The 23,313-nt window shown below is 65.9% G+C and carries 22 protein-coding genes; 16 read left to right on the forward strand and 6 right to left on the reverse strand.

Annotated features, from left to right (window positions below; genetic code table 11):
• Window positions 1–25 precede the first annotated feature (25 nt).
• Both pseH (CSW60_RS01040) and CSW60_RS01045 read right to left on the reverse strand, forming a co-directional pair.
• Complete coding sequence (gene pseH / locus CSW60_RS01040; protein WP_099535379.1) at window positions 26–610, reverse strand: UDP-4-amino-4,6-dideoxy-N-acetyl-beta-L-altrosamine N-acetyltransferase; 585 nt, start codon at window positions 608–610, stop codon at window positions 26–28.
• A 4-nt stretch (window positions 611–614) separates the two neighbouring features.
• Window positions 615–2,408: a tetratricopeptide repeat protein gene (locus CSW60_RS01045; RefSeq protein WP_099535380.1), complete on the reverse strand. Its 1,794-nt coding sequence runs from the start codon at window positions 2,406–2,408 to the stop codon at window positions 615–617.
• Between the two features lie 288 nt (window positions 2,409–2,696).
• On the opposite strand from CSW60_RS01045, the gene flbT reads away from it, so the two are divergent.
• The 15 genes from flbT (at window position 2,697) to CSW60_RS01120 (ending at window position 17,724) form a co-directional block, all read left to right on the forward strand.
• Window positions 2,697–3,122, forward strand: a complete 426-nt coding sequence (flbT, locus tag CSW60_RS01050) for a flagellar biosynthesis repressor FlbT (protein ID WP_099535382.1) — start codon at window positions 2,697–2,699, stop codon at window positions 3,120–3,122.
• Complete coding sequence (gene flaF, locus CSW60_RS01055) at window positions 3,082–3,444, forward strand: flagellar biosynthesis regulator FlaF (protein ID WP_099535384.1); 363 nt, start codon at window positions 3,082–3,084, stop codon at window positions 3,442–3,444. Before flbT ends, flaF begins: the two co-directional genes overlap by 41 nt.
• A gap of 247 nt (window positions 3,445–3,691) precedes the next feature.
• On the forward strand, window positions 3,692–4,510 hold the full coding sequence (locus tag CSW60_RS01060) for a flagellin (RefSeq protein WP_099535386.1): 819 nt from the start codon (window positions 3,692–3,694) through the stop codon (window positions 4,508–4,510).
• 276 nt (window positions 4,511–4,786) lie between these two features.
• Window positions 4,787–5,608 (forward strand): flagellin, encoded by an 822-nt coding sequence (locus CSW60_RS01065; RefSeq protein WP_099535388.1) that lies wholly within the window; start codon window positions 4,787–4,789, stop codon window positions 5,606–5,608.
• 109 nt (window positions 5,609–5,717) lie between these two features.
• Window positions 5,718–6,086 carry a flagellar protein FlaG gene (locus CSW60_RS01070; RefSeq protein ID WP_099535390.1) on the forward strand — a complete coding sequence of 123 codons (369 nt, stop codon included), beginning with the start codon at window positions 5,718–5,720 and terminating at the stop codon, window positions 6,084–6,086.
• A 179-nt stretch (window positions 6,087–6,265) separates the two neighbouring features.
• Window positions 6,266–7,102: a flagellin gene (locus CSW60_RS01075; RefSeq protein WP_099535392.1), complete on the forward strand. Its 837-nt coding sequence runs from the start codon at window positions 6,266–6,268 to the stop codon at window positions 7,100–7,102.
• 65 nt (window positions 7,103–7,167) lie between these two features.
• On the forward strand, window positions 7,168–7,722 hold the full coding sequence (gene pseH, locus CSW60_RS01080) for a UDP-4-amino-4,6-dideoxy-N-acetyl-beta-L-altrosamine N-acetyltransferase (protein ID WP_099535394.1): 555 nt from the start codon (window positions 7,168–7,170) through the stop codon (window positions 7,720–7,722).
• A 79-nt stretch (window positions 7,723–7,801) separates the two neighbouring features.
• The gene (locus CSW60_RS01085; protein ID WP_099535396.1) at window positions 7,802–10,678 is read left to right on the forward strand and encodes a hypothetical protein; all 2,877 of its coding nucleotides are present in this window, start codon (window positions 7,802–7,804) and stop codon (window positions 10,676–10,678) included.
• A gap of 100 nt (window positions 10,679–10,778) precedes the next feature.
• The gene (locus CSW60_RS01090; RefSeq protein WP_099535398.1) at window positions 10,779–11,474 is read left to right on the forward strand and encodes a hypothetical protein; all 696 of its coding nucleotides are present in this window, start codon (window positions 10,779–10,781) and stop codon (window positions 11,472–11,474) included.
• Window positions 11,475–11,491: 17 nt separating this feature from the next.
• Entirely contained in the window at window positions 11,492–11,893 is a 402-nt protein-coding gene (locus CSW60_RS01095) for a hypothetical protein (RefSeq protein ID WP_099535400.1), read from the forward strand.
• A 148-nt stretch (window positions 11,894–12,041) separates the two neighbouring features.
• Window positions 12,042–12,545 carry a single-stranded DNA-binding protein gene (locus tag CSW60_RS01100; RefSeq protein ID WP_066680284.1) on the forward strand — a complete coding sequence of 168 codons (504 nt, stop codon included), beginning with the start codon at window positions 12,042–12,044 and terminating at the stop codon, window positions 12,543–12,545.
• Window positions 12,546–12,719: 174 nt separating this feature from the next.
• Complete coding sequence (locus CSW60_RS01105) at window positions 12,720–13,397, forward strand: hypothetical protein (RefSeq protein WP_236634193.1); 678 nt, start codon at window positions 12,720–12,722, stop codon at window positions 13,395–13,397.
• A 515-nt stretch (window positions 13,398–13,912) separates the two neighbouring features.
• Entirely contained in the window at window positions 13,913–16,600 is a 2,688-nt protein-coding gene (ppdK, locus tag CSW60_RS01110; protein ID WP_099535404.1) for a pyruvate, phosphate dikinase, read from the forward strand.
• A gap of 95 nt (window positions 16,601–16,695) precedes the next feature.
• On the forward strand, window positions 16,696–17,355 hold the full coding sequence (locus tag CSW60_RS01115; protein ID WP_099535406.1) for a cyclopropane-fatty-acyl-phospholipid synthase family protein: 660 nt from the start codon (window positions 16,696–16,698) through the stop codon (window positions 17,353–17,355).
• Window positions 17,356–17,424: 69 nt separating this feature from the next.
• On the forward strand, window positions 17,425–17,724 hold the full coding sequence (locus tag CSW60_RS01120) for a hypothetical protein (RefSeq protein WP_143324107.1): 300 nt from the start codon (window positions 17,425–17,427) through the stop codon (window positions 17,722–17,724).
• Window positions 17,725–17,866: 142 nt separating this feature from the next.
• Here the strand turns inward: CSW60_RS01120 and wrbA are convergent, their stop codons facing one another.
• Both wrbA and CSW60_RS01130 read right to left on the reverse strand, forming a co-directional pair.
• Window positions 17,867–18,466 (reverse strand): NAD(P)H:quinone oxidoreductase, encoded by a 600-nt coding sequence (wrbA, locus tag CSW60_RS01125; protein WP_099535410.1) that lies wholly within the window; start codon window positions 18,464–18,466, stop codon window positions 17,867–17,869.
• Between the two features lie 84 nt (window positions 18,467–18,550).
• A complete protein-coding gene (locus tag CSW60_RS01130) occupies window positions 18,551–19,255 on the reverse strand; it encodes a pirin family protein (protein WP_099535412.1) in 705 nt (234 codons plus the stop codon).
• Window positions 19,256–19,382: 127 nt separating this feature from the next.
• Between CSW60_RS01130 and CSW60_RS01135 the strand changes: the two genes are divergently transcribed.
• The gene (locus tag CSW60_RS01135; RefSeq protein ID WP_099535414.1) at window positions 19,383–20,285 is read left to right on the forward strand and encodes a LysR family transcriptional regulator; all 903 of its coding nucleotides are present in this window, start codon (window positions 19,383–19,385) and stop codon (window positions 20,283–20,285) included.
• 7 nt (window positions 20,286–20,292) lie between these two features.
• On the opposite strand, the gene CSW60_RS01140 is transcribed toward CSW60_RS01135, so the two are convergent.
• The gene (locus tag CSW60_RS01140) at window positions 20,293–21,888 is read right to left on the reverse strand and encodes an ice nucleation protein (protein ID WP_099535416.1); all 1,596 of its coding nucleotides are present in this window, start codon (window positions 21,886–21,888) and stop codon (window positions 20,293–20,295) included.
• 105 nt (window positions 21,889–21,993) lie between these two features.
• Window positions 21,994–23,298 carry an Hsp70 family protein gene (locus CSW60_RS01145; RefSeq protein WP_099535418.1) on the reverse strand — a complete coding sequence of 435 codons (1,305 nt, stop codon included), beginning with the start codon at window positions 23,296–23,298 and terminating at the stop codon, window positions 21,994–21,996.
• Window positions 23,299–23,313 lie beyond the last annotated feature (15 nt).

Below are 23,313 nucleotides of genomic sequence, written 5' to 3' on the forward strand. Positions count from 1 at the left end.
TCGCGCGCTTGGCAAGAGCGTCGATTCACGCCGCCAGCGGCGCGTCCAGATCGCTCGCCGAAAATCCCTTGTCCATCAGGCGCTGACGAACGGTCGGGCGGTGCGCTCGCCATTCCTCGGCCAGAAGTCCCAGACCGACGACGTCCTGCGGCCGACCCTGCTTGACCACGTGGGCGCGGAACAGCGCCTCGCGCTGGAAACCGTTGGCCATGTGCAGCCGCCAGGCGATCTCGTTGAAGGCCAGCACCTCCGACCACAGCTTGCGCAAGCCCATCGGGCCGAAAGCATGGTCGATCAGCTTGAACTCGGCGAAACCGCCGACGCCCAGGCCCTTGGGAGCGTCCTCGGCCAGATAGCGCGCGACGACGGCCCGCCCTTGCGCCTTGTCGATATCCGTCAGGCTGTTCAGCCCGGACGGGACGCCGTCCACCTCGACGATCAGGTCAAGTCGCCGCAAATTGCCAGCCAGGCCGTCGAACCAGCGATCGTGCTCCTCGCGGGAGATCAGGTGGTCGGAATACATGAAGGCCGAAACCGCGGGACTGTTGCGCCACGCCAGCAGGCGGTCGCGATCGCCCTCCGCGACCCGACGAAGGGTGACCTGGACCATTGGCCTAGCCTGGAAAGCGTTCGGTCAGCGCCTGGGCGACTTCGGTCATGACCGGTTCCCAGTCGCTGAAATCCGTCGGCGAGAAGACGCGGGCCTGAGGATACCAGGGATAGCGATGGGTCCCCAGCCTGGTCCAGATGGTCGGCGCGGTCAGCAGCCACAAGGGCGCGCCAGCGGCGCCCGCCAGGTTGGCGGTGGCGTTCGAGAAGCCGATGATCTGGTCGACCGCGCTGCAGAGCGCCGTCACATCGTCGAGATCCTTCTTCAGGTCGATGCCCGGCGGCTGCCAGATGTCGACGCCGAACTCGGCCTTGGCGAAGGCGATCTCTTCCTCGCAGTCGCCGTACTGGAGATTGACGAAGGTGACGCCGGGCGTCTGGAGCACCTGGCGCCAGGTCTCGAACGGCGAGAACTGGCGACCGCGCTCGGCGCTCAGTTTCAAGCTCTTCCAAAGCAGTCCGACCTTGGGCTTGGCGCTGACCTTGGCCAGCTCGCCCTTCCAGTAGGCGACCCGATCCGGATCGGCCTGGACATAGTGCGGACGGGTAGGGAAGGCGTCAATCGACCCGCGCAGCGGCGCCAGGAAATCCCCGATCGCGGCCCAATAGTCGAAACGACTCCAGTCCTCGATTTCCGGCACGCTGCGATAGTTCCGACCCGCATAGCCCGTCGTCTGGTGTCGCGTGACCTCGATGGTCGGGTAGGAGCGCTGGAACAGGGTTATCAGGCGCCGCTCGACCGCGAGGGTCAGGGATCCCGTTGGTCCGATGGCCTTGAGAATGTCCTCCAGCATGTTGGCGAACATCACCTCGTCGCCCAGCCCCTGTTCGGTGACGAGCATCAGCGACTTGCCCTTCAGATCCTGGCCCGACCATCGCGTTCCCGGAATCTGGAAGAGCGGCGCGTCGATCATCTCGGGCGAGAAGCGTTCCTCATAAGCTTCCCAGCCCTCAGCCAGGCGGCCCAGGCTCAGCAGGATCATGGCGCGGGCGAAGCGCATGACCGAAATGTCGTGGCTCGAGGTGGGGCGCTTCAGAGCTTCGTCGCAATCGGCCAACGCTCCCTCGGCGTCGCCGAGGTCGAGCCTGGCGAAGGCGCGGTTGTGCCAGGCCTTTCCAAAGGCGGGATCCAACCGCAGGGCCTCGTCGAAGAACACCATCGACCCCGCGGCGTCCGACATGTTGCACAGCACCGTGCCCAGCGTGTTCCACAGAAGAGCGCTGGTCGGATGAGCGTTGATGGCGACCTTGAGCACGTCGATCGCCTCGCTCTCGCGGTTAAGCTCCCGCAGGGCGCAGGCCAGATTGTTGGCGCCTTCGATATCGTCGGGCCGCGCCTGGCAGTAGTGCGCGAAGAACTGGGCCGCCAGGTCGGGGAGGTCCATTCTGTAGGCGAGGCGACCGAGATCGCCGGCGACCGGGCCGTGATCGGGAAGAAGCGCCAGAGCGGCTTCATAGGCCTGGAGAGACGATGCGAAGTCGCTGGTCTTCTCGCGCGCGATGCCCACGATGTGCCAGGCCAATCCGAGGCGATCGTCCTTGGCCAGCAGCTTGAGCGCCACCTTTTCCGCGGTTTGGTAGTCCTGCAGCTGGATCGCCTTGATGGCTTTCGCGAGGGCCTTGGCGTTCTCGGCGTTCTTAAGATCCTGGGCGGCGCGTCTGAGTCTCTCCAGGGCCTCGGCGGACGCCGAATCACCGACGGTTTCCGAGAACGCCCGAGCCGGGCCGGGAGCGATGGCGCCCAGATCCGGCCTAGCCAATACGCTGGCGGAGTTTTCAAGAGCGTTCTTGCGGGACATCGGACTGCGACCTCGGCTGGCGTATTAACCATTCTGTCGACGCATGAATTAACTCATTGCTAAGCCGCGTCAGAGCGTCGCGCCAGGGGCGCGGGACGCTTACTGGCGTGGGGTGTGCGCTTCAGTGGGCGTTCGCGCTTGAGGGGCTTGTGTGCTTAATTGAAAGCTAATCGCGCCGGATGACCGCATCGCTGGCAACACGGCGTTAACCGATGTCGTCCTAGCTTCCCACGAGAGCCGCTGATTGGCGGCGTCGGGCTTGGCGCATCAACTAAGGAGCGGCGTTACGTGCCTCTGAAGCTGTCGCTGAAGCCTGGCGAGAAATTCGTTCTGAATGGCGCCGTGGTCCAGAATGGAGATCGGCGTGGCGTTCTGGTTCTCCAGAACAAGGCGTCCGTCCTTCGCGAGAAGGACATCATGCAACCCGATGAGGTCAAGACGCCGGCGCGCCGGATCTACTTCCCGGTGATGATGATGTACCTCGACGAAAGCGCCGCCGAGAAGTTTTATGAAGAGTTCGCCGCGCGCTTGAACGAGTTCATGGGTGTGGTCCGAAATCCAGCCGTGCTACAAGATTGCATCTCTATCTCGAAGCACGTGATGGCGCGCGAGTACTACAAGGCTCTCATGTTGAGCCGTAAGTTGATTGAATACGAAGACGAGAGGTTGGGGCATGTCTCTTCGGGCGTATCAGCAGGCGGCGACGCGGGCTGAGAATCCCCGTGAAATGGAGTACCGCCTGTTTGGGCAGGTGACGCGAGCCTTGCTGGACGCGTCGCAAGCCCCGGCGGACGACTTCGCCACGCGGATCGACGCACTGGATTGGAATCGCAAGGTCTGGTCGGCCTTGGCGACCGATTGCTCCTTGCCTGACAATCAGCTTCCGATGGAGCTGCGCGCCGGCATTATTTCGCTCAGCCTCTGGGTCAGCCGCCACTCCAGCGCCGTGATGCGCAAGGAGGAGGATTTCGAGCCGCTGATCGAGGTCAATCGCATGATCATGCAGGGGCTCGCCGGGCGCGCCGACGCCGCCTGATTCTTAGCGCCGCGCAAGACTGAACGTCTTGCCTACATCCTTCGGAAAAAGCTGCCGCCCGGCGAATCTTGCATTCGCCGGGCGGTGTCGTTTTGGGCTCTGCGCATGCCCAGAACATCGTAAAATCAATACCTTATAGAATTTCCGCGGCGGGGCTCGAAATGGCCCGCCGCTTGCGATGGTTCGCGCGGGCAAAACGCCCGCCCGGCAATAGGCCGGATAAATCCGACCAAAACGGTAGGTATCAATGCTGAACTCGATCAACACCAATCCGGGTGCGCTCATCGCGCTCCAAAATCTGAACGCCACTAACACGGAGCTCGCAACCACACAGAGCCGTATCAACACCGGCAAGAAGATCGCGAACGCCAAGGACAACGGCGCGATCTGGTCGATGGCCAAGATGCAGAGCGCGAGCTCGTCTTCGTTGAACGCCGTGAAGGATTCGCTCCAACGCGGTCAGTCGACGATTGATGTTGCTCTCGCGGCAGGCGACACCATCACCGATCTGCTCACGAAGATGAAGGAAAAGGCCCTGGCCGCTTCCGACACTTCGCTGAACACCGCGTCGTTCAACGCCCTGCTGACCGACTTCACGTCCCTGCGCGACCAGATCACCAAGGCCGTGCAAAACGCGAAGTTCAACGGGGTGAGCCTCGTGGACGCCGTCACCAACAAGCTCGTCTTCCTGGCTAACGCCGACGGGGGCAGCTTCACGGTGAATGCTCAAGACCTGACTCTCGCGGGTCTGGGCATCGCTGGCGCGACCTTCACCGACGCCGCCTCGGCTTCGGCCATGATCGGCGACATGACTGACGCGTTGCAGACCGCGACGAACAAGTTGTCCGCTCTGGGTACGTCTTCGACGGGCCTGGACACGCACCTGACCTTTATCGGGAAGCTGCAGGACAGCCTGGACGCCGGTGTCGGCAACCTGGTCGATGCGGATCTGGCGAAGGAAAGCGCCAAGCTGCAGTCGCTGCAAACCAAGCAGCAACTGGGGGTTCAAGCGCTCTCGATCGCCAACCAAAGCCCGCAGACGATCCTGTCGCTGTTCAAGGGGTGATCTCCGATACGCCGGACGGCCGTCAAAAGCCGTCCGGCGCCTCTTTTCTGCTGGGTGCGCAAAGAGTGCCCGGCAATAATTGCCCATGTCGAAAGGCTCTCGGCAGAAATTGCCGGGAGCCTTCGTCGTTAATGCATGTATAACGCAAATATTTCAGTGATTTAGCTATCGGCTTCTGCCCGGCACTTTTGGCCCGGCAATTGCTACATACCTTTTCGAGCAAAATGCTCCCGGCAGCCAAAATGGCGTCGGACACCTTGAAAAGGAACTCTTCGTATGCCGCTGAATAGCATCAATACGAACGCCGGCGCTCTGATCGCCCTGCAAAACCTGAACACCACCAACTCGGAACTCGGTGTTGTCCAGCAGCGCATCAACACCGGTAAGAAGGTCGGCACCGCCAAGGACAACGGCGCCATCTGGGCCATGGCCAAGAACCAATCGGCCACCGCCTCGTCGCTGAACTCGGTCAAGGACTCGCTGCAACGCGGTCAGTCCACCATCGACGTGGCCCTGGCCGCCGGCGACGCCATCACCGACCTGCTCGGCAAGATGAAGGAAAAGGTTCTCGCCGCTTCCGACACCTCGCTGAACACGGCCTCGTTCAACGCGCTGCAAGCCGACTTCGTCTCGCTTCGCGACCAAATCACGAAGGCCGCGACCAACGCCAAGTTCAACGGCGCCAGCGTCGCTGACAGCACCACCCAGAAGCTGTCGTTCCTGGCCAACACCGACGGTTCGCAGTTCACGGTCAACGTGCAAGACCTGACCCTGACGGGCCTCGGTCTGTCGGGCACGTTCACCTTCACCACCGCGGCTGACGCCAAGACCAAGCTGGCCGACCTCGACAAGGCCATCGGCACCGCGACCAACAAGCTGGCGGCCCTGGGCACCAGCTCGACCGGTCTCGACACCCACCTGACCTTCGTTGGCAAGCTGCAAGACAGCCTGGAAGCCGGCGTTGGCAACCTGGTGGACGCCGACCTGGCCAAGGAAAGCGCCAAGCTGCAGTCGCTGCAAACCAAGCAACAGCTTGGCGTGCAAGCGCTGTCGATCGCGAACCAATCTACGTCGTCGATCCTGAGCCTGTTCCGTTAAGGAGCGGGAAGGGGGCGGGCTCGCGTGAGCCCGCCTCCATCTTTTCCGAGGACCGAGGGTAGGGAGAGAAAAGAGAGGAGGGCCGACCCGCAAGTCGGCTGACAGATATATGGAACCCAAAGCCGCTTTGTCGGCGATCAGAGATTTCATCGCCCCCGTGAACGCCCCGGAGCCATCCGAGGGCGTAAGAGCCGTTCAAGGTCAGCTCAAGGCCGCGTTCGGGCAGCCGCAGCCGGTCGACGGCGCGCAGGCCGCGCCCGCCGCCGAGGCCAAGCCCGAGGCTCCGGTCGACAAGGGCCCCCAGCCTGGCGACCTGAGACTGGTGATCGAGCACAACGACGACACCGGCGACTATGTCTATAAGACCGTCGACCGTCGGACGGGCGAGACGCTGCAGCAGTTTCCCCGCGAGGAGATCCTGAAGCTGCGCGAAGCCTCGCGCTATCACTCTGGCGACGTTTACGACGGCAAGGCCTGAGAGACGGCGAAGGCCGTAGCGAAGGCGGACTGCGACGGCCTGTCGCGGGTCTTAACGAGCATGGTTTATAAGCGTTAACCATGTTCTTACTTTCTGAGCCCAACCTCGGCGGCGATTAGATCGCACGCCGAATCGCGCGCGATCGCAACCACGGCAAAATCGCCGATCGGAGGCCGCGCATGACGCTGAGCGTCAACACGAACCAGCCCGCGCTGATCGCGCTGCAGAACTTGAACCGCACCAACGACGACATGCAGTCGGTGCAGACCAAGATCAACACGGGCCTGTCCATCTCGACCGCCAAGGACAACGCCGCCATCTGGTCGATCGCCCAGGAGCAGCGCGCCGACATGAGCGCGCTTGGGGCGGTCAAGATGAGCCTGGACCGCGCGACCTCCATCGCCGACGTGGCCCTGGCCGCGGGCGAGTCGGTCTCGGACCTGCTCAAGCTGATGCGCGAGAAGGTGGTGGCGGCCAAGGACACCTCGCTGACCACGACCTCGCGGGAGTCCCTGAACGCTGACTTCCAGGGGATCCTCAAGAACCTCACCCAGGTCATCAGCAGCGCCGTCTTCGACGGGGCGAACCTGCTCGACGGCAGCCAGACGGCGGACATGACCTTCCTGGCCGACGCGGACGCCGCCCAGGCGATCACGCTGAGCCTGCAGAATCTGACGCTCGGCGGGACGATCAACACTCTGCAGCCGACCGATGACATCCTGACCCCGGCCAACGCGACCGCCGTGCTCACGCGTCTGGACGCGACGATGAGCGCCGTGAACCAGGCCGTCGGCAATATCGGCACCCAGGCCAAGCAGATCGACGCGCACAGCACTTTCGTCGGCAGGCTCAACGACGTGCTCGAGACGGGCGTGGGCAATCTGGTGGACGCCGACCTGGCCAAGGAAAGCGCGCGTCTGCAGGCCTTGCAGGTCAAGCAGCAGCTGGGCGCCCAGGCGCTGTCGATCGCCAACGGCGCGCCGCAGATCATCCTGTCCCTGTTCAAGGGGCAGTAACCCTAGGTGTACTCACGGCGCCGGGGTAAGCTTGGCGCGTGCGAGACGGGGAATCGGCGGCGAGTATGATCGAGTTGCGCGACTTGCGGGACGAGGACGAGGCGGTCCTTTTTCAGTGGCGCTCGGAGCCCGAGGTCGACCGCTGGATGTCCGACGCCGATCTGCCCAGCCACGAAGCGCACGCCGCCTGGTTCCAGGCCCTGCGGACCGACCCCGACATGCGGGGCTGGATGATTACCCGCGCGGGCGCGCCCATGGGGCTGCTGACCCTGACGGGACTGACCAGCCACCACCGGCGCGCCAGCTGGAACTGGTTCCTTGGCTCGGCCGAAGCGCGGGGCAGGGGCGTTGGCCGCGCCGCCCAGGTTCTTGGTCTCGACCGAGCGTTCGGCGAGCTTGGCCTGCACAAGGTGTTCGCCGAGGTCATGGCCGACAACGACGCGGCGCTGAAGGCGCAATCGGCGGCGGGCTTCCGGCGCGAGGGTTATCTGCGCGGCCACGTCCTGAAGGACGGCCAGCCGCGCGATGTCGTTCTGCTGGGAATCCTGGCCTCGGAGTGGGGCGAACTGCGCGAGAACGCGCGCCGGGCCCTGTCGGAGGCGCATCTTATCGCCGCTTAACCTCGAGTCTTGAGGGCGAGTTAACGGCGAAGGGGCGAATGTATCAGCGGGGGACTCTGCGTCCCCGTCAGGACAAGCCGTGATCACGTTCGATACCAGCACGCTGCTCAGCTACTATCAGGCCCGTAGCGGCCTGACGGGCGCCGCCGCGTCTGGAACGTCGGCGACGGCGACCTCGAGCGGCTCTTCCAAGGCGGTCGTGCCCAGCGCGCCCTGGCTCGGCGGCAGTACGCCGGCCGCCAGCGAGCTGGTGCGTTCCGCCCTCAACGGTCGCAAGTTTGTCGACGAAGCCGCGAACTCGACGTCGCTGAAGGGGGCCAGCCCGGACTACGCCAAACTGTTCGCGACCTATCAGGCGCTCAACACCTTGTCGGCGATCGCGACCCGCGCGGGCGAAAAGCGGGTGCCTGACAGCGAGATCGCGCGCCTGCAGACCGCCATGACCCGGGGGCTGTCCGAAATCAGCGGCTACGTGCAGGGTCTTTCGCTTGACCAGCTGCGTCTGACCACGGGCGCGGTCATGACCAGCGACAAGGCCAAGGTCGGCGTTCCGAAGGCCAACTACACCTACACCACCGATACGATCTATTCCGGCCAGGTCGACGATCCGGTGCCGAAGTTCCAGGGGAACGTGTCGTTCGACGTCTCGGTAAAGGCGTTCGGCGTCACCAAGACCGTGACCATGAACCTGAACGACATGGGCTCCACGCCCCGGACCATGTCCAACGTCGTCAGCTACATGAACGACCAGATGAAAGCGGCCGGCTTCAACACCGCGTTCGCCGTTCAGCGCACGGCCGGTCAGGAACGAACCGTCCAGGTCAACGGCAAGCCCGTGACCTTGCCCGCGACCGGCGATGACTTCGCCCTGAAGGTCAAGGGCGACTCCGCCGAACAGATCAGCTTCAGCGCCCCGACCACCGCGCCGGCCGTCTATGTCACCACCAAGGCTGGCAATCCGGATCCCGACAAGAACGCCGCCACCGATGACGCGGTCTATGAGTCGACCCTGACGAAATACAGCGCGGCCGGAACGGGCGGCGGCCCGGGCGCCGGCGCGCCGGGCGGCAAGGTCTTTACCGAGACGCTTCAGGGCACGATCTCCACGGTCCGCAAGTCGGTGACTGGGGCGGACGGCTCGCTCTACATGCTGGCCGACGTCGCCACCCAGGTGGACGGCAAGCTTGATATCGACGGCCAGCCGATCAAGGGCGACAGCGACGTCGCCCTGCTGAAGTACGACAGCGCGGGCCATCTGCTGTTCGCCCAGAGCCTGGGCGCGACCGACAACGCCAGCGGTCTATCCCTCGCGGTCGCCGCTGACGGCTCCATCGCGGTCGCCGGCTCGGTCAGCGGCCGGCTGCAGGGCGCGGTCAACGGCCCGATCAACAACAGCGACAGCTCCACCACCACCGACAGCTTCGTCACCCGCTACAGCGCCAATGGCGACGAGCAGTGGACGGTGCGTCGCGGCGGGCTGCAGGAGGACGAGGCCACGGCCCTGGCCTTCGGCGCCGACGGCGTCCTCTATGTCGGCGGTCGCAGCAAGTCAGACCTGCCCGGAGCGGTCGGAACCGATCCTAGCGGGGGCTGGGACGCCTATCTCTCGGCGTTCGCCACCGACGCCAACGGCAAGCCCAAGGCGCTGTTCACCCAGAAGTTTGGCTCCGCCGCCAACGACTCCGTCTCGGACATCGTCGTCAACGGCTCGCAGGTCATTGTCGGCTCCAAGGAAGACGGCAACGCGGTTCTGCGCAGCTTCGACGTGACGACCAGCGTCGTCACCGAGAACGTCACCCAACTGAACAAGTACGGCGCCTATGAGAGCGTCCCGGTCACCTACACCAAGACCGCTTCTCTGACGGCGGGAGCGACCCGCGATCTCGGTTCGCTGAGAGGCGGCGATTTGGCGGGCCTAAAGATCGATGGCGGCCAGCTCTATGTCGGCGGCTACACGGCCAACAATCTCATGTCGATCAATGGCGCCACGACCCCGCCGTCCGGCGGCATGGATGCCTTTGTCGGCCGGATGTCTCTGGACATCTCAGACGCCAGCGCGGACGTCCTGACCTATTATGGCGGGACGGGCGACGACACGGTGACCGGGTTTGACGTCAAGAACGGAACGGCCTGGCTGGTCGGTTCGGCGGGCGCGAACCTGGACGGTCAGCCGACGGTCGGAACCGCGGACGGCTATGTCGCCCAGATCAACGTCGGAAGCGGCGCGGTGGATTGGAGCCAAAGGCTCACCGGCAAGGACGGTTACGCCACGCCCACCTCGGTGGCGGTTTCCGGATCGGGCGCCTCGGCGCTGGACCTCTTTGGCCTGCCGTCCGGGACCATGGAGTTCAAGCAATCGGACCGCATCACGACATCCACCGCGGCGCGGGCCGGTGACACCTTCCAGATCCGCACGCGCGAGCGCGGACCGCTGACCACGATCACCATCGAGGCTAGCGACACGCTTGAAACCCTCGCCGACAAGATCAAGCGCGCATCGGGTTTCCGCGCCAAGGTCGAAACGGTCACCAATGGCGATAATCGCGTGCTGAAGATCAGCCCCGCCTTGAACACCGCGACCATCGAGGTTGTCGCCGGCAAGGGCGGAACCGATGTCCTGACCGCCTTGGGGCTGGCTGGAGGCGTGGTTCGGGCGACGAAGACCGAAAATGGCAAGACCGTCTCGGCGGATGGCGGCGGTCAAGTCTATGGCTTGCAACTGCCGCCGGAGCTTGACCTGACCACCGAGGCGGGGCGGAAGAACGCCAATGTCGTCATCAGCCGCGCCATGGCGCAGATCCGCACCGCCTATCGCGAGACCTCCGACGCGGCCCAGGGGATCAGCAGCGACAACAGCAAGACCTCGGGCAAGACCGGCGGTACGGTTCCGAAATACCTTACGGATCAGCTGTCCAACTATCAGGCCGCGTTGAATCGACTGACCGGCGGCGGATAGGACGACGCGCCCCTTCAACGATCGCCGAATGTGACAGGCGGCGCGCTTTCGAGGGCGGTCGCGCTTGAAAGCGTCATCGTCGCGTCGTAGCCAGGGGGCCATGGATTTTCTGAAAGATCGACGGATCGTCGTCCTCGGCGGCGGCGCGGCGGTTGCGCTGCTGGCGGGCCTGGGCATCGCGGCGGCGTTGCTGGCCGGACACGACCAGAAGCAGACGGAAGCCCCGCCGGCTTCGCGCGCGGGCCTTATCGTCGAGACCGGGCGCGACGACGACACCAAGCTGGATCCGGCTCGGCCGCTGCGCTGCTTTGTCGGCGGCGCGTTCGTTGGCGAGATCACCCTGGCTGAATGCGCCAAGAAGAACGGCGTGGCGACCGGCGCGCTGGATGTGGGCGTCGACGAGACGGGCGCCCTGGCCGCCGCCGACCAAGCCGGCACGGTGTTGACGCCTCTGCCGCCGACCCCGACCGTCGATGCGCCCGCCGCCGGCCAAACCGCGGCCAGCCCCACGACGTCCTCGACGGCGGCGACGGCTTCGGCCACGGCGCCGCTGGGCGCCTGCTGGCGCTACGCCGCCGGCGAGTGGCGGCGGCTGCCGGGCGACATCACCCTGAACGCTTGCGCCCAGCAGTTGTTCGGCGGACGCTGCGAGAAGACCAACGCGGTCGCCTATGGCCGCTGGGGCGAGGAGACCCTGCGCTTGCTGCAAGGGCGCGTGGAGGCCTCTCCGGACAATCGCAGCTTCCACACCGTGTTCGAACAGACGCCAAACTGCCCTAGCCCGAACGCCGGATAGGATTATAAGTGTAATCCATGAGCAAGACCGTCCTCGCCGCCGCCGCCGTCCTCGTCGTCTCGGGCTTCGCGCTCGCCGGCTGCGAGGAGCAGATCAAGCCGCCGTTCGAGCAGGGCGTCTGCTTCCACGTGGCGACGAACAAGGACAAGACGCTGCGCTACAACCCGGTGGCGCGCAATGTCCCGAGCATGGAGGAATGCGCCGCGACGCTTGAGGGCATGCGCATCCGTTTTGTTCGGCTGGGCCAGTCGAACAACCAGGGCATGGTTGGCGCTTACCAGGGCTCCTTCATCTTCATCGAGAAGGAAGGCATCTATCTGGGCCAGACCTATGACGGGCCGCGCTTCATGTCGCTGGTTCGCACGGGCGATGGGCGTCTGGCCGTCCCAGGCGCCATCCGCCGCGTTCCGGCCGAATAGGCGAGGGCGCGGGGTTCGTCCGTCCACAGCCGTCTTTCTCGTCCACAAGAACATATTGAGAACAAAACTTGCGCGCCGTTTAACGTCTCGTTAACGTGCGCTCTCAGATTCCGGCGCATGGGTCGCCGGGCGAGAGCAAGGTCAAGCGATGGCGGGCAGCGTCAATAAGGTCATTCTGGTGGGCAATCTCGGCGCCGATCCCGAGATCCGCAGCCTGGGTTCGGGCGACCGCGTCGCCAATCTCCGCATCGCCACGTCCGAGACCTGGCGCGACCGCAACAGCGGCGAGCGCAAGGAAAAGACCGAGTGGCACCGCGTGGTCATCTTCAACGACAACCTGGTGAAGGTGGCCGAGCAGTATCTGCGCAAGGGCTCGACCGTCTACATCGAGGGCGCGCTGCAGACCCGCAAGTGGACCGACAACACCGGCCAGGAAAAGTACTCGACCGAGATCGTCCTGCAGAAGTTCCGCGGCGAACTGACCATGCTGGGCGGCCGCGGTGACAGCGCCGGCGCGTCGTCGGGCGGCGGCGACGAGTACGGCGGCGGCTATTCGGGCGGCGGCTCCAGCTTCGGCGGCGGCCAGCGCAGCCAGCCCAGCGGCCCGCGCGAGAGCTTCTCGGCCGACCTGGACGACGAGATTCCCTTCTAAGGACAGTGGAAGGCTGGTCGACAGCCCAAAAAGCTGACGACGGCGCCTCCACGGGGGCGAGCGGCGGGCGATCTGAGGATTGCCCGCCGCTTTCGTTTGCGGGCGTTGGCCTTGCCGACAGTCTAGAGTTGTGTTCCCATCCAGTTTCATTTGGAGGGATGCGCTATGCGACGAATGCTTCTGAGTGTCGGCGTTTTGGCCTTGCTGGCGACGGGCTCGGTCGCTTCCGCCCGCCAGAGCGAAACCCTGATGGGCGACGCGCGGCGTCAGCAGGGTCTGGAGAGCGAGATGGCGCGCCTGCGCCAGGGGCTCACGGGGGGCGCGCGCGAGGGCATTTGTCCGCTGGTTCGCGGCGCTTCTGCCGAAGTGAACAACTATGTCGCCGCTCGGCTGCTCCAGGTCGCCAATCAGGTGGGCGCCGAATATGCGCATCGTGATTGCGAGCCGAACGTGGTCGTCCTGTTCTCGCCCAATCCGGATGAGCTGGTGGCCGAAGCCACGCGGGCCAAGCGCTTCAACTACAAGGGCGTCGCCCCTCAGGATATCGAGCGCTTCAAGACCAGCGCCCAGCCCGTGCGCTGGATACACGGCTCCGCCGCGCCCGGCTTCAAGACCCGGGATGCGCGGCCCTACAACGCCTTGGTGATCGTGGACGCCGCGAAGGCGGCTGATATCAAGGTTTCGACCCTGGCTGACTATGTCAGTCTGGTGGCCCTGGCGGACACGCGGGTTCGCGCGCCGGCCGAGGACTCGATCCTGAACCTGTTCGACAGCGCCGCCGCCGACGCGCCTCGCGCGATGACCGAGGCCGACCGGGCGTATCTCCGCTCTGTCCATAGCCGTCGCTACTGATTGACGGAGGGGGCGGCCAGCGCCGTCCCCTTTCACCCAAGGCATGCCCGCGCGCGATGATCCTGGACGGGCGTCGCGCCTGACCGTCCGCGTCCGCCGCGCTGTCCGAGGCGCGCTTCGGTCAGGATCGGGGTGAGAGGCCGCGCCGTCTCCACGATTCACTATGTACACGCCATGGCTGCATTTGGCGTCAGGTCTGAACGTCTTCAAACCGTCCGGCTTGGAGACGATGGGTCGGCGCGCGCCTTCAAAGCTCTCAGTTGGCGGATTTAAATCGTGCTTCTGGCGAGTTGTGGCCGCGCCTGCGGTCAGGACAACGTTGTCATTGGAAATATTTGCCGAATTCTCAGGATGGGGCGTGGAACGGCAAGCGCCAGTGGACGCGTTCTTGAGCGAAGTGCTACTGAGACCCCGGATATTGCACTGCGGGATCACGATACAGCAGCGCTGTTCCAAGGTGAGACGCTCCCATCAGAGGGGCGCGGCCTTTTCACTTATCGCAGGGTGAATTTCATATGCCGGTTGAGACGCTGACCAAGTCCCGTTGGGTTTATGCATTTGGCGGAGGCGGCGCCGACGGCGACGCCTCGATGAAGAACCTTCTCGGGGGCAAGGGCGCCAACCTCGCCGAGATGTCCTCGCTGGGCCTGCCGGTCCCGCCCGGCTTCACAATCACCACCGAGGCGTGTGTCCACTACTACGCCAACGGCAAGCAGTACCCGGCCGAGCTGGCTCAGCAGGTCGAGGCCGGCCTCGCCAAGGTCGAGGAGATCACCGGCAAGACATTCGGCGACGTCGCCAATCCCCTGCTGGTCTCGGTGCGCTCGGGGGCCCGGGCCTCGATGCCGGGCATGATGGACACGGTCCTGAACCTGGGCCTCAACGACGAGACCGTCGAGGGCTTGGCCAAGCTGTCGGGCGACCGCCGCTTCGCCTACGACAGCTACCGCCGCTTCATCCAGATGTACTCGAACGTCGTGCTGAACCTTGAGCACCACATGTTCGAAGAGATCCTGGACGACCACAAGGAGCGCCTGGACGTCCATGTCGACACCGGCCTGACCGCCGACGACTGGGCCATGGTCATCAAGGACTACAAGGCCGCCGTGCGCGACCACCTGGGCAAGCCGTTCCCGCAGGACGCCCAGGAGCAGCTGTGGGGCGCGATCGGCGCCGTCTTCGCCAGCTGGATGAACGACCGGGCCAAGTTCTATCGCCGCATGCACGACATCCCCGAAAGCTGGGGCACCGCGGTGAACGTCCAATCGATGGTGTTCGGCAACATGGGCGACACCTCGGCGACGGGCGTGGCCTTCACCCGCAACCCGTCGAACGGCGACAACCGCCTGTACGGCGAGTTCCTGATCAACGCCCAGGGCGAGGACGTGGTGGCGGGCATCCGCACGCCGCAGTCCCTGACCAAGGCCGCCCGCGAGGAGATGGGCGACACCGCTCCCTCGATGGAAGAGGCGATGCCGGAGGTGTTCGGCCAGTTCAAGACCGTGGTCGAGACGCTGGAGCGCCACTACCGCGACATGCAGGACATCGAGTTCACGGTGGAGCAGGGCAAGCTCTACATGCTGCAGACCCGCAACGGGAAGCGCACGGCGAAGGCCGCGCTGAAGGTGGCGGTCGACATGGCGGCCGAGGGCGTGATCTCGAAGGAAGAGGCCGTGGGGCGCGTCGAGCCGGCCTCGCTGGACCAGCTGCTGCACCCGACCATCGACCCCACGGCGCACCGCGACGTGATCGCCGTCGGCCTGCCGGCCTCGCCCGGCGCGGCCACCGGCAAGATCGTCTTCGACAGCGACGCCGCCGAGAAGGCGGCCGCCGCCGGCGAAAGCGTCATCCTAGTGCGCGAGGAAACCTCGCCGGAGGACATCCACGGCATGCACGCCGCTCGCGGCATCATCACGGCGCGGGGCGGGATGACCAGCCACGCCGCCGTCGTGGCGCGCGGCATGGGCCGGGCCTGCGTCTCGGGCGCCGGCGACGTCGCCATCTTCCCGAAGGAAGGTCTGTTCCGCGTCCGTGGGCGCGATTTCAAGGCCGGCGAGATCATCACCATCGACGGCTCGACCGGAGAAATCCTTGCCGGCGCGCCCAAGATGATCGAGCCCGAGCTGACCGGCGATTTCGCCACCCTGATGGGCTGGGCCGACGAGGTCCGCCGCCTGAAGGTGCGCGCAAACGCCGAGACGCCGCTGGACGCCAAGACCGCCCGCCAGTTCGGCGCCGAAGGCATCGGCCTCTGCCGCACCGAGCACATGTTCTTCGACGACACCCGGATCGCGGCTGTGCGCGAGATGATCCTGGCCGACGACGAGAAGGGCCGCCGCGCGGCGCTGGCCAAGATCGCGCCGTTCCAGAAGGCCGACTTCGTCGAGCTCTTCACGATCATGGAAGGCCTGCCGGTCACGATCCGCCTCTTGGATCCGCCGCTGCACGAGTTCCTGCCGCACACCGAGGAAGACGTCCAAGCCGTGGCCGAGGCCACCGGCCTCGACGCCGCCAAGCTGATGCGCCGGGCCAAGGAGCTGCACGAGACCAACCCCATGCTGGGCCACCGCGGCTGCCGCCTGGGCGTCTCGTACCCCGAGATCTACGAGATGCAGGTCCGGGCCATCCTCGAGGCCGCCTGCGAGATCGCCAAGTCCGGCAAGGCCGCTCCCGTCCCCGAGATCATGCACCCGCTGGTCGCCAAGGGCGAGGAGATGAAGTACCTGCGCGACCTGACCGACCGCGTCGCCAAGGCGGTGCTGGAAGAGCAGGGCGTGGACCTGAAGTACACCGTCGGCACCATGATCGAGCTGCCCCGCGCGGCCCTGCGCGCCGGCGATCTGGCCGCCAACGCCGAGTTCTTCAGCTTCGGCACCAACGACCTGACCCAGACGACGTTCGGCATCAGCCGCGACGACGCCGGCAAGTTCCTGGGCGCCTATATCGACAAGGGCATCTTCGAGAAGGACCCCTTCGTCAGCCTCGACCAGGACGGCGTCGGCGACCTGATCCGCATCGCCGCCGAGCGTGGCCGCGCGGCGCGTCCTGACGTCAAGCTCGGCATCTGCGGCGAGCACGGCGGCGACCCGGCCTCGATCGGCTTCTGCGAGAAGGTCGGCCTGGACTACGTGTCCTGCTCGCCCTACCGCGTGCCGATCGCGCGCCTGGCGGCCGCCCAGGCGGCGCTGGCGAACAAGGGATGAGGCTCAAGCGCCAAGCTTGAACCCACTTGAGGGGCCTCGGACTGGACAGTCCGGGGCCCTTTGCCTATCCGGGGCCAAGATTTCGGGGGGAAGTCATGGCCTATCTGCGCTGGCGCCGGTTCACGGAGCTGCTGTCGCTGGACAATCCGGCGCTGGGCGAGCTGTTCATGCGCAAGCGCCACAAGCCGATCGTGGCCGCGCCCGTCGAGAAGTGGGACGCCGAGTACAAGGCCGGGATCTACGACCGCCTGAACCGCTCCGAGCAGCGCCATCACCACCGTCTGCTGGCCGCCATGATCGCCGACCGCTGGCCCAATCCGCGCGTGCTGGAGATCGGGGCGGGCGAAGGCGTGTTCTACGAGGCCCTGCGCGCCCACCGGCCGGCCCGCTATGTCGGAGTCGACTTCTCAAAGCGCGCCATCGAGCGCGGCGAGCTGCGCCTGGCGCCCGAGGTCGCGATCGGCGAGGTCAAGATGGTGCTGGGCGACGGCCGCACGTTCCAGACCGACGAGACCTTCGACGTCGTGGTGTTTTCAGAGTGCGTCGAGCACCTGGGCGAGGTCGAGACCCTGGTCGCCCACTACGCTCCGAACCTGAAGCCCGACGGCGCCGTGGGCCTGACCATGTGGTTGGCGCTAAAGCCGCTACGCCTGTGGCATCGCCTGAAGGCCATGGGCGAGGTGCTGGACGAGGCGGTGATCAACACGCCGTGGGGCGGCGGCTGGTTGGTGGCCGTGGTGCGGGCGAAACCCTAGCAAAGCCTTTCTGTAGCTGGCGCCTAGCTTCTCTGCGAAGCTAGGTCTCTCGGCTCGGAGTGACCTGACATGGTCGGTCGATCAAATTTGGCAGTTAGTCTGGCTGCACTTGGAATTATGACGTTTGCGCCGTTCGCGATCGGGCAAGCTCTTGTTTTTCTGGAATTTAAGAGCCCCTGGCATTCCCAGCTCGCCGAGTTGGTCTTCATTATTCTAGGCGTCTCGGTGGGTATTTATGGGCTTGTTTCGCTGCCAATTAGCAAGCGTATCAAGGCCATTCTGGTAATCCCCTATGCACTGATAATGACTGCGGCAGTTTGGTTTTCTATGCTTCCCGCTGTCTGCGGCTATTTCGGCGACTGCCTATAAGCAAGCGAAGCAGCGCTTGTTGAGAGCTCCTTCCTGGCCCGCCGCAAACAAAAACCGCCCCGAGGCGGGAGGAGCCTCGGGGCGGTCGCTAGGCCGTCCGCCTAGGGGGGAGGGACGCGGACGGCCGCTGCCGGCTTGAGCGTTAGCCGTGCAGCTTGATGGCGGTCTCGGCGATCTTGCGGCCTTGGTAGCGAGCGCCGACCAGCTCGTTCTCGCTGGGCTGACGCGAGCCGTCGCCGCCGGCGATCGTGGTGGCGCCGTAGGGGCTGCCGCCGGTGACTTCGTCCAGGGTCATCTGGCCGGCGTGGCCGTAGTCCATGCCCACGATCACCATGCCAAAGTGCAGCAGGTTGGTGATGATCGAGAACAGGGTCGTTTCCTGGCCGCCGTGCTGGGTCGCCGTCGAGGTGAAAGCGCCGCCGACCTTGCCGTGCAGGGCGCCGCGAGCCCACAGGCCGCCGGCCTGGTCGAAGAAGGCGGCCAGCTGCGAGCTCATGCGGCCAAAGCGCGTGCCCGTGCCGACGATGACGGCGTCGTAGTTGGCCAGGTCCTCGACCGTGGCGACCGGCGCCTCTTGGTCGAGCTTGAAGTGGGCCTTCTGGGCGACTTCCAGCGGCGCGGTTTCCGGGACGCGCTTGATGTCGACCTGGGCGCCGGCTTCGCGAGCGCCTTCGGCGACGGCCTTGGCCATCGTCTCGATGTGGCCGTACGACGAGTAATAGAGAACGAGAACCTTGGCCATGACGGCCTCCTTTGCGTGCGTTGAAGGGGATGAAGGTCGGACGCGAGGCTAAGGTTTCCCCGCGTCCGGTTCTTGAAGGAAAATCTAGTCGACGGCGGCGTCGACCAGGACGAGTTCGGCGTCTTCCAGGGCGGTGACGGTGATGACGTCCTCGTCCTTGATGCCCGCGCCGTCGCGGGCGTTTAGCTTGACGCCGTTGACTTCGACGGTCCCGACGGCCGGGACGAGGTAGCCGCTACGGTCCTTGCCCAGGGCGTAGGTGGTGCTTTCGCCCGCCTTCAGCGTCGCGCCCAAGACGCGGGCGTCGGTGCGGATCGGCAGAGCGTCGGCGTCTTCGGCGAAGCCCGAGGCCAGGGTGACGAACTTGCCCGAGCGGTCGCCCTTCGGGAACGGCTTGGCGCCCCACGACGGCCCGGCGCCGAAATTCTTGGGCTCGATCCAGATCTGGAAGATCCGGGTCGTTTCCGGCTCGAGGTTGTACTCCGAGTGACGGATGCCCGTGCCCGCGCTCATCACCTGGACGTCGCCGGCCACGGTGCGGCCCTTGTTGCCCAGGCTGTCCTGGTGGGTGATCGCGCCGTCGCGGACATAGGTGATGATCTCCATGTCGCTGTGCGGGTGCGGCGGGAAGCCGGTGTTGGGGGCGATTTCGTCGTCGTTCCAGACTCGCAGCGAACCCCAGTTCATGTTGCGGGGATCGTAGTAGCTAGCGAACGAGAAGTGATGCTTGGCCTTCAGCCAACCGTGGTCGGCGCCGCCAAGCTTGTCGAACGGTCTGCGGTCGATCATGGCTCTAACCTTTCTGTCTCTGGGAAGCGCCGGTCCGGCGCGTCGTGTTGAGGAGAAGATAGGCGACCTGGCGGGATCCGAAATGGAAACTATTGAAACACATGGTTTCCAAAACTAAGCTATCGCCATGTCCAAGCTCCCCGATCTCGAAGGCCTCGCCGTGTTCGCCAAGGTGGTGGAGCTGCGCTCGTTCGCCGCCGCCGCCGACGAGCTGGCCATGTCCAAGGCCACAGTGTCCAAGGCCGTGACGCGGCTGGAGGCCCGGCTGGGCTCGCGCCTGTTCAACCGCACCTCGCGTCGCCTGGCCCTGACCGACGCCGGCCAGTCCCTGGTCGAGCGCGCCACCCGCGTGCTGGCCGAGGCCCAGGCGGCCGAGGAGGAGGCCTCGCACCAGTCCTCGGCGCCGCGGGGACTGGTCCGGATGGCCGTGCCGATGTCGCTGGGCATCACCACCCTGGGACCGGTGCTGCCGGCATTCCTGGAAGCCTATCCAGAGGTCTCGATCGACCTACACCTGTCGGACGCCACCATCGACCTGGTGGGCATGGGTTTCGATCTGGCGCTGCGCGTGGCGGCCTTGCCGGACAGCTCGCTGGTGGCGCGGCGCCTAAGGGCTGTGAAGCGTCACCTCGTGGCCTCGCCCGCCTATTGGGACAAGCATGGCCGACCGCACCATCCGGCCGATCTGGCCCAGCATCGCGGCCTGACCTATGGCCACCAGTCCGCGCCGGAGACCTGGCGCTTCCAGAAGGGCGGCGAGGAGGCCTCGGTGCGGCCGCGCTCGGTCATCCGGGCCAATAACGGCGACGTCCTGCTGCCGGCGCTGCTGGCCGGGTCCGGCGTGGCGATGTTGCCCGACTTCATCGTCGGCCCGGCGGTGGCCAACGGACGGCTGGAGGAGGTGCTGCCCGAGTGGCAGGGCGCGCCGATCGCGCTGCATCTGGTGATGCCGCCCGGCGGCCCGCGGCCGGCGCGGGTCGAGGTGCTGGCGGCCTATCTCGCCAAGGCCTTGGGCGCTTCCGGGCGCTAAGGAGAGTCTAGAGGCTCTCGACCTGGGCCGGGGTGAAGGCGGCGACCTGCAGCGGCGTCATGGCCGCCAGATTGGTGGTCGACAGCCAATCCAGCTGGTTGATCGTCAGGCCCGGGATCTGCGAGGGCAGCAGATAGCTGATCTGGGTCGTCGAGAGGCCGGAGATCACCGTGGTCGACAGCGAACCGACCTGGGTGGCGGTCAGGCCCTGCACCTGGGTCGGGGTCAGCTGAGAAAAGGCCGTCGTTGACAGGCTGCGCATCTGGTAGGCTGACAGCCCCTTCAGGGCCGTCGCGCCCAGAGCGTTGATCTGGGTCTTCGACAGGGCCGCCAAGTTCGTCACCGAGAGGGCCGAGAGCTGGGTCGCCGAAAAGGCGCTGATCTGGCTGGTGGCGAACTCGCCGACATCGGTGGTGCTAAGGCCCGAGAACTGGGTCGCGGTCAAACCCGTCACCTGGGTGGTCGACAGGGCCTGGACCCCGGTGGCGTCGAGACCGCTCACATTCGCCGCCGACAATCCCCCGATCTGCGTCGCCGACAAGCTCCGGACCTGGGTGCTGGACAGCTCGGCGAAGTCGGTCGTCGTCAAGCCGCCCAGCTGCGTGGCGGTCAACCCCGCCAGTTGGGTAGCGGTCAGGGCGGCCACCTGGGTGGCGCTCAGGGCGCTGATGTTGCTGGGGGAAAGGGAAGCCATCTGGGTGGCGGTGAACCCGGCGACCTGGGTCGGCGTCAGCTCGGCGAAATCCGTGGCGTTCAGCGCGCTCAGCTGTGTGGTCGTCAGCGCCGCTATGGAGGTGGCGCTGAAGCTCGCCACCTGGGTCGCCGAAAGGCCTGCGAAGCCGTCCGCGCTGAGACCGGCCAATTGGGTGGCGCTGAAGGCGGCGACCTGGGTGTTGGACAGCCAACCGGTCTGGGTGCTGGAAAGGCCCTTGAGCTGGCTGGCCGAGAATAGCGAGATGTCGGTGTCGAGATCGGCGATTTGGTCCGCGCTCAGCCCCCCGATCTGGGTGGCGGTCATGCCCTGCAGCTGCCCGACGGTCAGGGCGTCGAACTGGGTGATGTCCAAGGACGAGACCGCCGTCGAGGAAAGCGTTGCGAACTGGGCCGGCGAAAGCGCCTGCAACTGCGTCGCCGACAGCTCCGCCACGTCGGTGACGCTCATCGCCCCCAGCTGGGTGGCGGTCAGCAGTTTCAGTTGGGTGGTCTCGAGCGAGCCGATCTGCGTGGCGTCCAGCGCCGTGAAATGGGTGGCGTCGAGGCCGCTGAATTGGGTGGCGCTCAGCGCGTCCAGGCGGCTGGCGTCCAGCTTGGCCAGTTGGGTCGAGGTCAGCGCGTTCAGCTGGGCGCCGCTGAACGACGCCAGCTGCTCGGCGTCGAAGATCAGGTTCGGGGCGAAGGCCGGGATCTGGGTCGCCGTCAGGCCCTTGACCGCCGTATTGGACAGGGCCGAGACCTGGCTCGCGCTCAGCCCCGCCAACGCCGTGTTGGTCAGGGCGCCGACCTGGGTGGTGGTGAGCGTTTCCAGCTTGGTCGTCGACAGACCCTGCACCAGCGTCGCCGACAAGGCCGAAATCTGTGCGGCGGAGAGGTACGAAATCGGCATGGACTCGTTGCCCCAAAACACGCTGGCGCGAATCGTTCGCGTCAACTGTAGGGCAAGGCGCTCAACGGGGCCATGCGACCACTGGATGCGGGCAGGACCGGGCGTCTAGCCGGCGCGCATGGTCCAGAGATCGAGGTCGGCCTCGCGACCGATCAGGGCCAGGCCCGAGGCGATGGACTCGAACTCGCCGCCGGTTTCGATCCTGTCGGCCCCAAAACGGCGCAGGAAGATCTCGCGGACAGCGGGCACGAACGAGCTGCCGCCGGTCAGGAACACGCGGTCGACGCCGGTCTCCGAAAGGCCCGCGCGATCCAGCGCCTCGGCCACGGCGGTCTCGATCGCCGTCAGTTCGGGGGCGATCCAGCTTTCGAAGTCGGTCCGCGCCACGCGCTTTTCGATGCTCACCGAGCCGGCCTCGAAACGGAACGTCGCCTCGTCCTGGCTCGACAGCGCCTCCTTCAGCGCCGAGACCGAGCGGTAGAGAGCGTAGCCGTGGTTGCCGTCCAGCACCTCGATCAGGGCGGCGATCTTGTCGGGCTCTACCGCGGTGCGCTCGAGCGCGCGGATGTCGCGCATGTCCTTGGAGGCGCGCAGCAGGGCCAGCTGGTCCCAACGCGCGAAGGCGGCGTAGTAGCGCTGCGGGATCGGCAGCCTGTTGGAGAACGACCGGTAGTCCGAGCCCTTGCCCAGCTCGGGCGAGACCAGCTGGTCGATGATCCGGTAGTCGAAGGCGTCGCCGGCCAGGCCCACGCCCGAGCGCGACAGCGGCGTCGAGCGCAGCGTTCCGTCCGCCGCGCGCTCGAACCGCACCAGCGAGAAGTCCGACGTGCCGCCGCCGAAGTCGGCGACCAGCACCGTGGCGTCCTGCTTCAGCTGCCGCGCGAAGAAGAAGGCCGCGCCGACGGGCTCGTAGGCGTAGCGGATGTCAGTGAAGCCCAGGCGCTGGAACGCGGCCTCATAGCGGGTCAGAGCCAGGGCCTCGTTCGGCGAGCTTCCAGCGAAGGTCACCGGACGGCCGACGATGATGCGCGGCGGCAGGTCGTCCATCTGGGCGCCGGCGTGCTCGCGCAGGCGCAGCAGGAAGGCCGCCAGCAGGTCCTCGAACTGATAGCGCTTGTCCAGGATGCGGGTCTCGGTGAAGGCGGCCGAGGCGGCGAAGGTCTTGAACGACTGGATAAAGCGCGTTTCCAGCGGCTCTTCCAGATAGGCCTCGATCGCCCAGGGGCCGGCCTCGACGATCCGTTCGCCCGCGACGCTATGGAAGCTGAGCGCGGAGCGGAAGGCGAAGAGCTGGCGGTTGTCGATGGCGAAGCGGACCAGGCGCGCCTGATCGTCGCCGTGCGTCATCGAGACGACGGTGTTGGTGGTGCCGAAGTCGACGCCGATCGTCGGCGCGGTGGCGGCCGTCATGGGAGCTCAAGGTCC

The organism is Caulobacter sp. X (assembly GCF_002742635.1).
GTDB lineage: Bacteria > Pseudomonadota > Alphaproteobacteria > Caulobacterales > Caulobacteraceae > Caulobacter.